This window comes from Haloactinopolyspora sp. (assembly GCF_027324685.1).
In the GTDB taxonomy this organism is placed as follows: domain Bacteria; phylum Actinomycetota; class Actinomycetes; order Jiangellales; family Jiangellaceae; genus Haloactinopolyspora.
The window spans coordinates 56,474-71,446 of record NZ_DAHVSH010000095.1; the positions used below are offsets into that span (position 1 = coordinate 56,474).

Below are 14,973 nucleotides of genomic sequence, written 5' to 3' on the forward strand. Positions count from 1 at the left end.
TGGTTCAACCTCCGACGCTGCTCGGGCTCATGGCGCGCCGGATCATCGCTACGAGGCGATCGTCGGCGTCGCGACGACCGAGATTAGCCGCTGCCTCCCCCATGGCCCGTATCCGGGCGGCGTCACCGAGCAGGGGGACCAGCTCCGAACGCAGCCACTCAGGCGTCAGTTCGCCGTCGGGAACGAGCAGCCCGCCGCCGGCCCGGACGGTGGGCTCGGCATTGAACCGCTGCTCACCGTTGCCGTGCGGGAGCGGGACATAGACGGCCGGCAGGCCGACGGCGGCCAGTTCGGCGCAGGTGATGGCGCCGGCGCGGCACACGGCGATGTCGGCCGCGGCATAGGCCAGGTCCATCCGGTCGATGTAAGGCACCGGGACGTAGCGCTCGCGGCCGCGGAACACCCCGGCGTTCGCCGCACCCACGGCATGCAACACCTGGGCGTCCGTGGCGAGCAGGTCGTCGAGCGCGCCGTCGACGGCCTCGTTGATCCGGCGGGCTCCCTGGCTGCCGCCGAAGGCGAGCACGGTGAGCCGGTCGGCGTCCAACCCGAAGAACGAACGCCCCTCGGCCCGCATGGCCGCACGGTCGAGGCTGGTCACCGAGCGCCGTAGCGGGATGCCGACCTGCTGGGCATGCGGCAACGCGGCGTGGGCCGAGGCGACGGCGACATGCTCGGTGAATCGAGCCCCGATCCGGTTGGCCAGCCCTGCCTTGGCGTTGGCCTCGTGCACCACGATCGGCACACCGAGACGACGGGCGGCGAGATAGGCCGGCAGCGCGACGTAACCGCCGAAGCCGACCACGACGTCGGCGCCGCGCGAGCGCAGCACGTTCGCCGTCTCGCTGACCGCAGCGCGCACCCGCAACGGCAGCCTGAGCAGCTCCGGGGTGGGCCGGCGCGGCAGCGGCACCGGCGGGATCAGCGCGAGTTCGTAGCCTCGCTCGGGAACGAGCCTGGTCTCGAGACCTCGTTCGGTACCCAGCATGGTGATGTGTGCGTCCGGCTCAGCGCGCCTGATGGCATCCGCCGTCGACAACGCGGGTTCGATGTGCCCGGCGGTGCCCCCGCCGGCCAGTACCACCCTCACCCAGCGGTCCTCCCTCGCAGTTTGCGTTGCTGACGCCGTTCGCGCCGCGCCTGCTTGCGCGCGGCCAGCGCATCCCGAGCGCCCGGTTCCTCCTTGGCCAGGGCCATGAGGATGCCTACCGCGACCACGACCACGACCATGGACGCACCGCCGTACGACACGAGCGGCAACGGTACGCCGATGACCGGGAACACCGCGAGCACGCTGCCGAGGTTGATGACGGCCTGCACGGTCAGCCAGCCGGTGATCCCTGCTGCGGCCAGCCTGGTGAACGTGTCGCGGGTTCGCATCGCGATCCGGATGCCAGCGTAACCGAGAGTGAAGATCAGCAGGAGCACCATCAGCGCACCCGGCAGACCCAGTTCCTCGCCGAGGATGGAGAAGATGAAGTCGGTGTGCGCTTCGGGCAGCTGGCCCCACTTCTGTTGGCTCGCCCCCAGACCGGTCCCCCACCAGCCGCCGGTGGCGAAGGCGTAGATGGAGTTGGCGGCCTGGTAGCCGGTGCCGGAGAAGTCCGAGAACGGGTCGAGGAAGCCGACCACCCGCGCCATCCGGTTCTCCGACGCGGTGACGAAGTATGTGCCGATCACCGCGACGACGCCTAAAGCGAAGGTGAACAGCCACGTCGGGACGCCGACCACCCACAGCAGGGTCAGCACGATCGCCATGAGCACGAGCGCCGTGCCGAGGTCGTGCTGCCCGATGGTCAGCGCGACGATGGCCGCCGACACTGGGACGAACGGGATCAGCAGGTGTTTCCACTGGTTGAGCAACTTGCCCTTGAGGGCGAACACCTGTGCACCCCAGATGATCAAGGCGAGCTTGGCCGGTTCGGACGGCTGCAGGAGGAACGGCCCGCCGAAGTCGAGCCAGTTGCGGTTGCCGCCGCGGGTCACGCCGAGGCCGGGAACGAACGTCAGCGCCAGCAACACCACGGCCAGCACGAGCGCCGGCAGCCCGAACCGGCGGATCAGGCGCGGCGACATCCGCGAGGCCAGCCAGGCGATCGGCAGCGACACGACGACCCAGGCGAGCTGGCGGGCGAAGAAGTAGTACGAGTAGCCGAACTGCATACGCGACATCACGCTGGACGCGGAGAAGACCATGACCAGGCCCAGCACCAGAAGCAGTCCGGCCGAACCGAGCACCAGGTAGTACGAGGCCAAGGGGCGTCGCAACAGGCGCCGCAGCGCCTCGTTCGCCGCGGCGAAGGTCGAGTGGGTCGCCGTGCCCGAATCGCCGCTGGCCCGGCTCGCACGGTCGGCATGATCGGCCACTGAACTGACCCTCCTCATGTCCGCACCTACGCGTCGCGGCGCCGTCGTCGCACGGCCGCGGTGAAACTGTCTCCCCGGGCGGAGTAGTCGGTGAACATGTCCATGGACGCACACGCCGGGGCGAGCAGGACGGTGTCGCCAGGCTCGGCCAGCCCGGCGGCCGCGTCGACCACCTGCGTCATGATGTCGTCCACGGGACGATTGTCGGCTGCCGGGATCGCCATCACCGGGACCTCGGGCGCGTGTCGTCCCAGTGATTCGGCGATCACGTCCTGGTCCGCGCCGATCAGGACCACGCCGCGCAGCCGTCCGCGCACGGCCCGCACGAGCTCGTCGAAGGTGGCGCCTTTGGCCAGGCCGCCGGCGATCCAGACCACGCCGGTGTAGGCGGACAACGACGCCGCCGCGGCGTGCGGGTTGGTCGCCTTCGAATCGTCGACGTAATCGACGCCGTCGATGGTGGCCACCGTCGTGATCCGATGCGGTTCCGGACGGTGCCGGCGCAGCCCGTCTCGGACCGCGCTCTGTGGCACGCCCACCGATCGGGCCAGCGCGGCCGCGGCCAGCGCGTTGGCGATGTTGTGGGGCGCGGTCGGCTGGATGTCGTCGACGGCGGCGAGCTCGGCCGCCGACGTCTGGCGCTCGGCGACGAACGCGCGGTCGACCAGGACGCCGTCGACCACGCCGACCATGCCGACATCAGGTACGCCGAGGGTGAAGCCGATGGCGCGGGCGCCTTCGGCCACATCGGCCTCACGGACCATGTGCTCGGTCGCGGGGTCGGCGACGTTGTAGACGCACGCGTTGCTGACGCCCCGGTAGATGCGGGCCTTGGCCGCGGCGTAAGCCTCCAGCGACCCGTGCCAGTCGATGTGGTCGGGTGCGAGATTGAGGACCGCGGCCGAGTGCGCCGTCATCGAATGCGTCCAGTGCAGCTGGTAGCTCGACAGCTCGACGGCGATGACGTCGTGCCCGGCCGGATCGCGCACCGCGGCGACGATCGGCTCGCCGACGTTTCCGGCAGCCGCAGCCCGCAGGCCAGCGGCGTTGAGCATCTGCGCGAGCATCCGCACCGTGGTGGTCTTGCCGTTCGTGCCGGTCAGCGCCAGCCACGGCGTGGCCGGGTCACGAAGGCGCCAGGCGAGTTCCACCTCGCCCCAGATCGGTGTCCCTGCCGCGGCCGCGGCAGTGAGCAGAGGCGCGTTCGGGCGCCAACCAGGCGAGGTGACGACGAGATCGGTGCCGGGTGGCAGCGTGGCTGTCGATCCGGGGCCGAGCCGGACGTCGACGTCGAGGACCTCAAGGATGGTGCCGCGCTCGCGCTCGGCGTCGCCGTCGCGTTCGTCGACCACCGTCACCCGGGCGCCCAGCTGCATCAACGCGTCCGCGGCGGCGTAGCCGGACACGCCGAGCCCGGCGACCACGACGGACAACTGCGCCCAGGGGCTGTGCCGGTCGGCGTCGTCGAGCCAGGTGATCTTGCCACTCACGATCCGGCCACCCATTCGGCGTAGAACACGCCCAGGCCCAGGACGACGAACATGCCGGCGATGATCCAGAACCGGATGACGATGGTGACTTCGGCCCAGCCTTTGAGCTCGAAATGGTGCTGCAGCGGCGCCATCCGGAACAGCCGCTTGCCACCGGAGAGCTTGAACCAGCCGACCTGGAGGATCACCGACAGCGTGATCACCACGAACAACCCGCCGAGCAGGATGAGCAGCAGCTCGGTGCGTGTGGTGATGGCCAGTCCGGCCAGCGCGCCGCCCAACGCCAGCGAACCGGTGTCACCCATGAAGATCTTCGCGGGCGCAGCGTTCCACCACAAGAATCCGAAGCAGGCGCCCACCAGCGCCGCCGACACCACCGCGAGGTCGAGCGGGTCGCGGATCTCGTAACAGCTCGGTCCCGGGGCCACCGCACAGCTCTGGTTCAACTGCCAGACCCCGATGATCGTGTACGCGCCGAAGACCATCACCGCCGCGCCGGTGGCCAGCCCGTCCAGGCCGTCGGTGAGGTTCACCGCGTTGGAGAACCCGGAGATCAGGAACAGCGCCCACAGCACGAACACCGCCGTCGGCAGCACCCAGGGCGTGTCGCGCAGCACGGACAGCGCCTGCGAGGCCGGCGTGTACCCCTGCTCGTCGGGGAAGCGGATCGCCAGCAACGCGAAGACGACCGCGACGGCGACCTGGCCACCCATCTTCGCCCGGCTGCGCAGGCCCAGGCTGCGCTGTTTGGAGATCTTGATGTAGTCGTCCAGGAACCCGACGATCCCGAGCCCGACGACCAGGAAGAGCACCAGCAGCCCCGACACGCTGGGCTGGGACAGCCGGGCCAGGTGCGCCACGAAGTACCCGAGCACTGCGGCGATGATGATCACCGCTCCGCCCATCGTGGGTGTTCCGCGCTTGGTGTGGTGGCTGGTCGGACCGTCGTCGCGGATCAGCTGGCCGTACCCGCGCCGGACCAGCAGCCGGATCGCCAGCGGGGTGCCGAGGATGGAGACGACCAGGCTGACGACGCCTGCGGTCAGAATGGAGATCACGACGCTCCTCCGGCCTCGGCCAGGCGGTCACCCAGGTGACGCAGCCCGGCGTCGCGCGACGATTTCAGCAGCACCACGTCGCCGGCTCGAAGCTCGCGGCGGAGCAGCTCGAACGCCGCGTCGGTGTCCGGCACTGCACCCGATTCCCCCGCCCAGGAAGGTTCGCGCCGGGCTGCCTGATGGATGCCCGCTGCCCCCGCGCCGACGGCCACCACGCGGGCGATGCCCAACTGCGCGGCCTGGCGCCCGATGGCCTCGTGTTCGGCGGCCGACGACTCGCCCAGTTCGAGCATCTCCCCCAGCACCGCCCAGGTCCGCCGATCGCCGCCCATCACCGCCAGCGTCTTCAGTGCGGCGCGCATCGACTCGGGGTTGGCGTTGTACGCATCGTTGACGACGGTGACGCCGTCGGCGCGTTCGGTGATCTCCATGCGCCATCGTGAACGCGCTTCGGCTGCGGTGAGACGCGTAGCGATGTCGGCGACGGGAAGGCCCAGGCTGTGGGCCACCCCGGCCACGGCCAACGCGTTCGCGACCTGATGCGCACCGGCGAGGCGAAGCGCGACACGCGCGGTGCCGTCCGGGGCCACCATGGTGAACGACGCGCGGCCGTCGGCGCCGATCGTGACGTCCTCGGCGCGGATGTCGGCGTGCACCGACTCCCCCACCATCACCACTTTCGCCTCGGTGGACTCGGCCATCCGCCGCACGACCTGGTCGTCGGCGTTGAGGACGGCGGTGCCGTCGTCGGGCAGCGCCTCGACCAGCTCCGCCTTGGCCCGGGCGATGGTGTCGCGATCGCCGAACTCACCCAGGTGCGCGCTGCCGACGTTGAGCACGACGCCGATCGACGGCGCCGCGATCCCGCACAGGTACTCGACGTGCCCGAGCCCTCGCGCGCCCATCTCCACCACCAGCGTCCGGGTCGACTCATCGGCGCGCAGCACGGTCAGCGGGACACCCACCTCGGTGTTGTACGAACCCGGCGGCGCGATCAGCGGACCGAGGGGTTCGAGCACCTGGGCGAGCAGATCCTTGGTCGTGGTCTTGCCGGACGATCCGGTCACGCCGACGACGACCAACTCGGGCAGCCGGTCGACGACGGTACGGGCGAGCCGGCCGAAGGCGTGCTCGGTGTCGTCGACGACGATGGCCGGCACCCCCACCGGCCGCGCGGCCAGCACGGCCACCGCCCCGGCGGCCACGGCCGTCGCCGCGTAGTCGTGCCCGTCACGCTGCTCGCCGGCTCGCGCGACGAACAGCCCACCGGGCGCGACCTCGCGGGAGTCGACGACGACCGGGCCGCTCACGCGGACCTCGGGATCGGGGACGGAGTCCAGGCTTCCGCCGGTGGCCGCTGCGATCTCGGCCAGGGTCAGGGGGATCAACGGGAGTTCTCCTCACTCCACTGCCGCAGTTCGTCACGGAGTACAGCACGATCATCGAAGGGGTGCACCACGCCTGCGATCTCCTGCCCTTGCTCGTGCCCTTTGCCGAGGACGACGACGATGTCGTCGCTCCCCTCGGTCATGCCTACCGCCGCGCGTATCGCGTCGCGACGACCCCCGACCTCGACGATTCGAGTCCGTCCCGGCGCCGCCGCGGCCCGGGCGCCGGCCAGCACCTCGGCGCGGATGGTCGCGGCGTCCTCGGACCTGGGGTTGTCGTCGGTGACGATGACGACGTCCGCGGCCCGCGCTGCGGCCTCGCCCATCAGCGGCCGCTTGCCCCGGTCGCGATCGCCGCCGGCGCCGAGCACGACGATCAGCTTCCCCCGCGAGCTCAGAGCACGCAGGACGTTCTCGATCGCGTCCGGCGTGTGCGCGAAATCGACCAGCCCCACCGGCGCACGGGGGTCGTCAGTGCGCACTCGTTCCATCCGGCCCGGAACGCCCGAGCACGTGCCGACCCCGGCCACGGCGGTCGGCGCCGGCACGTCGGCCGCGACCAGCATCGCCACCGCCAGCGCGGCGTTGGCGATGTTGAACTCACCGGGAAGGGGCACCTGGAGTTCGAGCTTGCTGCCGTCGGAACCGATCAGGACCGCCGTGTCGCCGTCTCGCTCGACGTGCCAGTCGTCCGGGGGCAGCGCTCCCGTTGGTCCGGACCGAACGACGACGGTCGGGATCGATGTCTGTTGGGCCAGCCGCCGGCCGTGTTCGTCGTCGGCCATGACGACGGCTCGCCGCGCTCGGTCGGCGGTGAACAGCGCTGCTTTCGCCGCGAAGTAGTCCTCGAGGTCGGCATGGAAGTCCAGATGGTCCTGGCTCAAGTTGGTGAACCCGACCACGTCGAACACGATGCCGTCGACCCGGCCGAAGGCCATGGCGTGGCTGGAGACCTCCATGGCGCAAGCGGTGACGCCCTGCTCGCGCATCACGGCCAGCAGCGCATGCACGTCGGTGGCTTCCGGCGTCGTGCGCACGCTGTCGAGCTGATCGTCGCCGATGCGGGTGCCCACGGTGCCGATGAGCCCCGTCCGCCGGCCGGCGGAGCGCAGGCCCGCGTCGAGCATGTACACCGTGGTGGTCTTGCCGTTGGTCCCGGTGACACCGAGCATCAGCAGTTCGCGGGCCGGGTACCCGTACACCGCCGCTGCCAGCTCGCCCATCCGGGCCCGTGGGTCGTCGACCACGACCGTCGGCACCGCCGCGGCGTCGGCGTGCTCGACGCCGACCGGATCGGTGATCACCGCGACGGCGCCGAGCTCGATCGCGGCGGTGATGAATCGCGCGCCGTGCGTCTTGGCTCCCGGCAACGCCATGTAGACGTCGCCGGGGCGGACCTGGCGCGAGTCATGCGTGATGCCCGTCACCAGCGGCAGTTCCGCGCCCGGCGGCACGCTGTCGTCGCTGCCCGTCGCGACGACGCGGGCCTCGGCCAGCAGTTCGGCCAGCGGGCGCGGCGGCACGTGACGGGGACGCAGTCCTGGGCGGTCGGGCACGACAGAGCAATCTACTCGGTCACTCGGCGAAGAGTGGTACCTGCGGGGGCTCGGTACCCGACGGTGCCACGCCACCCTGTTCGAGCGCGAATCGCATGATGTCCGCGAAGGCCGGACCGGCCAGGCCACCGCCGGAGTTTCCGTTGGTCGGGGCGAACAGGGAGACGACCACGACGTATTGCGGGTCGTCGGCCGGCGCGAAACCCATGAACGACGAGTTGTACTTCGCGTAGCACCCGCAATCGGGATCGACTCGCTGCGCGGTACCGGTCTTGCCGGCCACCCGGTAGCCCTCCACCCGGGCGGGCTCGCCGGTGCCGTCGTCGCCCATCACGGCTTCCATCATCATCGTGATCTCAGCCGCGGTCTCCTCGCTGATGACGCGGGTCGTCTTGCCCGGCTCGGCGGGGGTCTCCTCACCGTCGGGACCGATGGTGGCCGCCACCATGCTGGGCTCCACACGCACGCCGCCGTTGGCGATCGTGGCGTAGGCCGAGGCCATCTGGAGGGCGCTGACCGAGACGCCCTGACCGAACGCGATGTTGTCGCGGGTGAGGTCGGCCCACTCCTTCGGCAGGATGCCTCCGGTGGCTGCGGGCAGGCCGATCCCCGGCGGCGTGCCGAGACCGAACTTCTCCAGGTAGCTGCGGAACGTGGACTTGTCGAGATCTTGGGCAGCCAGGACCGTGCCGACGTTGCTCGACTTCGCCATGATGCCGGCGAGAGTCATCTGGTCCTCGCCGTGGCTGTAGTAGTCGTGAATCGTCTCGCCGCTGCGCCTGATGTGGTCCGGCACGGAGTACACCGTGGAAGCGTCGGCCAGCCCTTCCTCCACCACCGCCGCCAGGGTGAGCGGTTTGAACACCGAGCCGGGTTCGTAGGAGTCCTCGACGGCCTTGTTGCCGCGGTCCTCGGCATCGGTACGGCCCGGTTCGCTCGGGTCGAAATCCGGCGTCCCGGCCATCGCCAGCACTTCCTGGGTGTCGACGTCCATGACCACCGCTGCTCCCCCCGCGGCACCGGCGTGATCGACGGCTTCGGCCAGCGCCTGCTGGGTGAACCACTGCAGGTCACGATCGACGGTCAGGCGCAGGCCGGTACCGGGGACGGGCTGTTGCACGCTGTCTTCGGCGCTGGTGGGGATGCGCTGCCCGGCTGGGCTGTACTGATAAGAGGCCTGTCCGTCCTCACCGGCGAGCAGGTCGTTCATCGACTGCTCCAGGCCGGTCAGCCCGACGCCGTCCGCACCGAGGACACCGACGATGTTCCCGGCCACCCCACCGGCCGGATAGTCACGAGCGGCCGCGTCGTGCGCGTACAGCCCGGCCAGACCCAGCGCTTTGATGTCACGCCACGTGGCACCGGGCACGGCCTTGGCCAGGTACACGAACCGGTCGTCGCCGGTGAGCTTCTGCTGCAGGGTGCCGGCATCGATGTCGAGGTGCTCCTCGAGCTGGAGCGCGTACGCGGCCGGGTTGGTGACCTGGGTCTGGTCGACGGCGATGTCGTAGGCCTCGGCAGTGTTCGCGAGCACCGCGCCGTTGCGGTCGAGGATCTCGCCGCGCTCGGCCTTGATCGAGAACCGGTCGCGGCCGATCTCGCTGGCTGTGGCCGCATACGTCGAGGCGTCCAAGCCCTGCAGCTGGACCAGCCGCCCGCCGAACAACGACAGCACCACGCACACGCCGATCAGGCTGACGCGCAGGCGCTTGCGCGGATCGGCCAGCCGGACCGGCCGCGGGGGCTTGGGCACCTTGGGTTTCGGGGCCGGCTTGGGCCGCGGCTTCGGCGCCCGGGGTGGATTCGGCTTCGCGGCCCGGGCCCGGGGTTTGCGGCCGGCCCCGGCCTTCGCGCCGGCCTCCTCCCGGGGTCGGCGCCGCACGCTGGGCTTCGACGTCGGCATGGCACGAGCGCGTGTCGCCGTTCTCGGGTTCGGTGTCCGCGCGTCCGTGGGGACCGTACGCCGATTCTCCGGTGCCGCACGCCGGGCCGCTGGCGTGGCACGTCGTCGCTGCGATGTCCCGCGTCCGCCGCTCGGTGTGGTCCGCTTGCTCGTGGACGACGCCTTCGGCGCGGCTTTGGGTGCGGCTTTGGGTGCGCTTTTCGGCGCGGGGCGCGACTTCGGCGTCGCGCGCGACTTCGGGGTCGCGCGCGACGAACTGGGACGTGGCCTCGGCGTGGTCGTGCCACCCGCGCTCCGCGCCGACCGGGGCGTGCTCGTCCCGCCACGCGAGCGCGCCCCGGACGCTTCAGAGGCGGCGGAACGGGGACGGCCTCGACCCTCCGGCGTACGGCCGCCGCGCCGCGCGCCGGACCGCTCGTCGGTCATGGGCGTCCACCAGCCGGTTGGGCCGGCGGCAGTTCGACGAAGATCGGATTCTCGGCCGGGACCATGCCCAGTCGGCGTGCGGCTTCGGCCAACGAGTCCGGCGCGGCGCGCCGGGCGACGTCGTCGGCGAGCGTGGTCTGCCGGTCGCGCAGTTCCGCGGTCTCGGCCTCGAGCTCGTCCAGCGCGAACGAACCCTGTTGGATGGCCGTGTTCAGCAGGAGAAGCCCGATCAGCCCCACGCCCAGCACGGACAGGACCAGCACCACGAACGGCGCACGCGGCATCCGGGTGACTCCCCCGGGCACGCTGCGCAGGGTCGGGCGGCGCGTCGCCGGGATCGTCCGGCGGCCAGCAGGAACGAAGGCGCGATCGGCACTCATGCGGCAGCCTCCCGGATTCGTTCGACAGCACGCAGGCGAGCCGACGCCGCCCGCGGATTGGCCGCGATCTCGTCCTCGGTCGGCGCTTCGGAACGGGTGAGCAGCTTCAACCTGGGACGGTGCTCGGGCAACTCCACGGGCAACCCGGGCGGCGCGGTGCTGGCGGCACCGGCGGCGAAGACCCGCTTGACCATCCGGTCCTCGAGTGAGTGGTACGACAGCACGACGGCTCGCCCACCCACCGCCAGGACCGCCAGAACCGCCGGCAGGGCTCGTTCCAGTGTCGCGAGCTCGCCGTTGACCTCGATACGCAGAGCCTGGAACGTCCGCTTCGCCGGGTGGCCTCCGCTGCGGCGCGCCGGTGCAGGGACGGCGTCGCGAACGAGGCCGACCAAGCGCGCGCTGGTGACGAAAGGCTCTTTGGCCCGCTCGCGCACGATGGCAGCAGCGATCCTGGAGGCGAAGCGCTCCTCGCCGTAGGTGCGCAGGATCCTGGTGAGCTCCGCGGCGTCGTAGGTGTTCAGCACGTCCGCAGCCGTCGGACCGCTCGACTGGTCCATCCGCATGTCCAGCGGCGCGTCCTTGGCGTAGGCGAATCCCCGCTCGGCCTGATCGAGTTGCAGGGACGACACACCGAGGTCGAGCAGGACCCCATGGACCCGGTCGATCCCCAAGTCGGCCAGCACGTCAGCGATGCGGTCGTAGACGGCGTGCACCGCGGTGAAGCGCTCACCGAACCGGCGCAGCCGCTGTTCAGCCATCGCCAGCGCCGCCGCGTCGCGGTCGATACCGATCAACCTGGCCTTCGGGCTGCGCTCGAGGATCGCCTCCGCATGCCCGCCGAGGCCCAGAGTCGCGTCGACGACGACCCTGCCTTCGGCCTCCAGGCTCGGCGTGAGCAGACCGACGACGCGCTCGAGCAGCACCGGGACGTGCGACGCCCCGTGCGGCTGCACCGGCCCCTTCTCGGTCATCGACACCCCCGTGTCTCGTGCAGTCGTGGCGACAGGACCCCGGCCAATGTCACGTACCCCGTCTGTGGCATCGGCCGCCCTCGTCTCCTGTCCCGTGTGCCGTTCGTACGGCCAGGTCTCCGCCCGCTCGGGCTTGCCAGCTCCGTACCGCTTGGCGCCGGGGAAGTGGCGCCAACCGGGCGTGAGCGGCCGGAGACCTCGCCGTACGTCCGTTGGTCGCTGACCTGCGGCGGTCAGAAGATCCCTGGCAACACCTCCTCGGAGATGTCGGCGAACATCGGCTCCTTCTCGGCCTGGTAGTCCTCCCAGGCCTGTTCGGACCAGATCTCCACGCGGGTCATCGCACCCACGACGGTGCACTCACGCTCCAGGCCGGCGTAGGTCCGCAACCCGGGCGGGATGGTGATGCGGCCCTGCTTGTCGGGAACCTCGTCGCTGGCTCCCGCCGCGAGCATGCGAGCGAAATCACGGGTGCCCTTGTGGGTGAACGGCGCCGCGCGCAACTGCTCGGTGAACCGCACGAACTCCGCGCGCGGCCACACGTAGAGGCAGCGTTCCTGTCCTCGTGTGATCACCACGCCCTCCGCCAGATCGTCCCGGAACTTCGCAGGGAGAAATAACCGGCCCTTGTCGTCCAGGCGAGGGGTGTGGGTGCCAAGGAACATGGCCCACCTCCCCGCCGGCCGACTCCCCAGGCCGCGTCTTCGCGGACGAATCGATCAGGCCGCTGTACTCCATTGGGCACCACCATACGCCACTTTCCCCCACCTGCAACCACAATCGCACCCTGACGCGCCCCACTCGCCCCACCTGAGCGCGCTCGAACACACTCGAAGACCGAGGACGAGACGAGGTCGGCGGCCGCTCTCGCAGCTCGAAATCCAGCTCCACAACGCCCCACCCGCCCCCGAGATCCGGGCCGGCAGGCAGATGCGCGGCCACCGAGGCCGACATAGGCTTCTGTGCAACAGCTCACGAAGGTCGGCTGGAACCTGACCCTCTGGCTCGCGTCATACTGACGAGACTCAGGGCACGTCGGGGGGCTCAGCGATCAGCCGGGTAACCTCGCCGGCGAGATCGGGACATTGGGAGGAAACGTGCCTGAACCGTTGATCCACCGGCACCGGGCCATACCGGGAGCAGACCACCCGGCCGAACTCGCCCTGACCGATCTCGTCGAGACCGCCGAGCAGGTGCAGGCCGCCATCGGCTCGGTCATCGAAGGCAAGCCCGAGGTCACTCGCCTCGCCCTCACCGCCCTACTCGCCGAGGGCCACATCCTCATCGAAGACGTCCCGGGCGTCGGCAAGACGATGCTGGCCAAGTCCATCGCGCGGGCCATCGACTGCTCGGTCCGGCGCATCCAGTTCACGCCGGACCTCATGCCCAGCGATGTCACGGGCGTGTCGGTGTTCAATCAGGAAAGCCGCGAGTTCGAGTTCAAGCCCGGCGGGATCTTCGCCAACATCGTCGTCGGTGACGAGATCAACCGCGCGTCCCCGAAGACCCAGTCGGCGCTCCTGGAATGCATGGAGGAGCACCAGGTCACCGTCGACGGCACCACGTACCACCTCGAGCCCCCGTTCATGGTGGTCGCCACCCAGAACCCCATCGAGATGGAAGGCACCTATCCGCTGCCCGAGGCGCAGCGCGACCGGTTCATGATGCGCCTGTCCATGGGGTACCCGTCGCCCAGCGACGAGATCGACATGATCGACACCCACGGCTCCAACCTCGGTCTCGACCCGCTCGAGCCCGTCACCGACGCCGCTCACGTGCACAAGCTGGTCCGCCTGGTCCGGCACGTCTACGTCGCCGAACCGATCAAGCAGTACGCCGTCGCCCTCACCGCCGCGACCCGTACCTCACCGGAGTTGCGCCTGGGCGCGTCCCCGCGCGCGACCCTGCACCTCGTGCGCGCGGCCAAGGCTTGGGCCAGTCTCGACGGCCGCGAGTACGTGCTGCCCGACGACCTCCAGGCTCTCGCCGTGCCCGTCCTGGCGCACCGCATCCTGCCCACGGCCGAGGCGCAGATCGGGCGGCGCGGCGCGGCGGAGGTCGTCGCCGACCTCGTCCAGCAGGTGCCCCAGCCGGAACCGAGCCAAGGTAGGTAGTCGCGTGGGCGACGCACTGTCCGGACTGACCCGGCGGGGTTGGACCTTCGTCGCCATCGGCGTTGGGACGGCTCTGGCCGCGGTGCTCGCGGGCGAGCGTGATCTGCTCCGCGCCGGCATCCTGCTCCTGCTCGTCCCGTTGATCAGCCTGGTGATCGCGCTGCGCAGCCGGGTCCGTCTCAAAGCGTCGCGGCGAGTCGAGCCGGCGCGCATCGCCGTGGACGAAACGGCCACCGTGCACCTGGAGATCTCCAATCGAGCCCGCATCGCCACCGGGGTCCTGCTCGTCGAGGACAGCATCCCGTTCACCCTGGGCACCCGGCCGCGGTTCGTCCTCGATCACGTGTGGTCGCTGTTCCGGCGCGACGTCACTTACACCGTGCGCCCGGTCGTGCGCGGCCGGTACAGCATCGGCCCGCTCACCGTCCGGGTCACCGATCCGTTCGGCATGGTCGAGATCCACCGTCCGTTCAGCGAGGTCGGCCACCTGGTGGTCACCCCCGCCGTCCACCGGCTGCCGCCGGTCCGGCTGGTCGGGGAATGGAGCGGCAGTGGCGAGAGCCGGCCCCGGGCCATCGCCAGCGCCGGCGAGGAGGACGCCACCATCCGCGCTTATCGCACCGGCGACGACATGCGCCGTGTGCACTGGCGCGCCACCGCCCATCACGGCGAACTGATGGTCCGCCGCGAGGAACAGCCCTGGCAGAGCCGGGCGACCGTCCTGCTCGACAACCGAACCGCCGGGCACGCCGGCGAAGGTGTCGACTCCTCGTTGGAATGGGCCGTGACCGCCGCGGCCTCGATCGGCGTCCACCTGTCCGATCGGGGTTACGCCGTCCGCCTGGCCACCGATCACGGCGCAGCGGTCTCCACGGCGTGGCACGACCCGGCCAGCGGTGCAGGTGATGCCACCGCGTCGCTGCTCGAAGCGCTGGCTGTCGTCGCACCGAAACGCGAGGCCTCCGTCGGCAGCTGGCCCGATCTGCTCGCCGGTGCCAACTCCGCCACCGGGCTGCTGATCGCCGTCATCGGCCGGCTCGACGAGCAGGAGGCCCGGCTGGTGGCCAGTCTCCGCCACGGCTCGACCGCCGCGCTGGCCGTCATGCTCGACACCATGTCGTGGACGTCGATGGCCGCGCGCGAGAGCGAGCAGGCCCGGCTGCACAACCACGCGCAGATCTTGAACAGCGCCGGCTGGAACGTCATCACCGCCCGTCGCGGCGATCACCTGGCGGCCTTGTGGGAGCACCTCGGCCTGCAGCGGCCATCAGCAGCAGCGAGCCAGCCGGAGGCGGGTGTGGCGTGACCGAGACCGTA

General features: G+C 70.7%; 12 protein-coding genes. 2 read left to right on the plus strand and 10 right to left on the minus strand.

Going from position 1 to position 14,973, the window contains the following annotated elements; translation table 11 throughout:
* Window positions 1-4: 4 nt before the first annotated feature.
* The 10 genes from murG to mraZ all read right to left on the minus strand — a co-directional run bounded on the left by murG (window position 5) and on the right by mraZ (window position 12,207).
* Entirely contained in the window at window positions 5-1,090 is a 1,086-nt protein-coding gene (murG, locus tag M6444_RS10775; protein WP_298326751.1) for an undecaprenyldiphospho-muramoylpentapeptide beta-N-acetylglucosaminyltransferase, read from the minus strand.
* A complete protein-coding gene (gene ftsW / locus M6444_RS10780; protein WP_298326754.1) occupies window positions 1,087-2,367 on the minus strand; it encodes a putative lipid II flippase FtsW in 1,281 nt (426 codons plus the stop codon). Before ftsW ends, murG begins: the two co-directional genes overlap by 4 nt.
* A gap of 26 nt (window positions 2,368-2,393) precedes the next feature.
* The gene (murD, locus tag M6444_RS10785) at window positions 2,394-3,845 is read right to left on the minus strand and encodes a UDP-N-acetylmuramoyl-L-alanine--D-glutamate ligase (protein ID WP_363326321.1); all 1,452 of its coding nucleotides are present in this window, start codon (window positions 3,843-3,845) and stop codon (window positions 2,394-2,396) included.
* An 8-nt stretch (window positions 3,846-3,853) separates the two neighbouring features.
* Complete coding sequence (gene mraY, locus M6444_RS10790) at window positions 3,854-4,915, minus strand: phospho-N-acetylmuramoyl-pentapeptide-transferase (RefSeq protein WP_298326759.1); 1,062 nt, start codon at window positions 4,913-4,915, stop codon at window positions 3,854-3,856.
* On the minus strand, window positions 4,912-6,303 hold the full coding sequence (gene murF, locus M6444_RS10795) for a UDP-N-acetylmuramoyl-tripeptide--D-alanyl-D-alanine ligase (RefSeq protein WP_298326762.1): 1,392 nt from the start codon (window positions 6,301-6,303) through the stop codon (window positions 4,912-4,914). The genes mraY and murF overlap by 4 nt, the downstream gene beginning before the upstream one ends.
* Entirely contained in the window at window positions 6,300-7,859 is a 1,560-nt protein-coding gene (locus M6444_RS10800) for a UDP-N-acetylmuramoyl-L-alanyl-D-glutamate--2,6-diaminopimelate ligase (protein WP_298326765.1), read from the minus strand. The genes murF and M6444_RS10800 overlap by 4 nt, the downstream gene beginning before the upstream one ends.
* Window positions 7,860-7,878: 19 nt before the next feature.
* On the minus strand, window positions 7,879-9,762 hold the full coding sequence (locus M6444_RS10805; RefSeq protein ID WP_298326768.1) for a penicillin-binding protein 2: 1,884 nt from the start codon (window positions 9,760-9,762) through the stop codon (window positions 7,879-7,881).
* A 422-nt stretch (window positions 9,763-10,184) separates the two neighbouring features.
* Window positions 10,185-10,568, minus strand: a complete 384-nt coding sequence (locus M6444_RS10810; RefSeq protein ID WP_298326771.1) for a hypothetical protein — start codon at window positions 10,566-10,568, stop codon at window positions 10,185-10,187.
* Window positions 10,565-11,542, minus strand: a complete 978-nt coding sequence (gene rsmH / locus M6444_RS10815) for a 16S rRNA (cytosine(1402)-N(4))-methyltransferase RsmH (RefSeq protein WP_298326774.1) — start codon at window positions 11,540-11,542, stop codon at window positions 10,565-10,567. Before rsmH ends, M6444_RS10810 begins: the two co-directional genes overlap by 4 nt.
* A 233-nt stretch (window positions 11,543-11,775) precedes the next feature.
* The gene (gene mraZ / locus M6444_RS10820; protein WP_298326776.1) at window positions 11,776-12,207 is read right to left on the minus strand and encodes a division/cell wall cluster transcriptional repressor MraZ; all 432 of its coding nucleotides are present in this window, start codon (window positions 12,205-12,207) and stop codon (window positions 11,776-11,778) included.
* Window positions 12,208-12,672: 465 nt separating this feature from the next.
* Here mraZ and M6444_RS10825 point away from each other — a divergent pair, with 465 nt between their 5' ends.
* Window positions 12,673-13,656 carry a MoxR family ATPase gene (locus M6444_RS10825; RefSeq protein ID WP_363326322.1) on the plus strand — a complete coding sequence of 328 codons (984 nt, stop codon included), beginning with the start codon at window positions 12,673-12,675 and terminating at the stop codon, window positions 13,654-13,656.
* 4 nt (window positions 13,657-13,660) lie between these two features.
* Window positions 13,661-14,962 carry a DUF58 domain-containing protein gene (locus tag M6444_RS10830; RefSeq protein WP_298326782.1) on the plus strand — a complete coding sequence of 434 codons (1,302 nt, stop codon included), beginning with the start codon at window positions 13,661-13,663 and terminating at the stop codon, window positions 14,960-14,962.
* Window positions 14,963-14,973 lie beyond the last annotated feature (11 nt).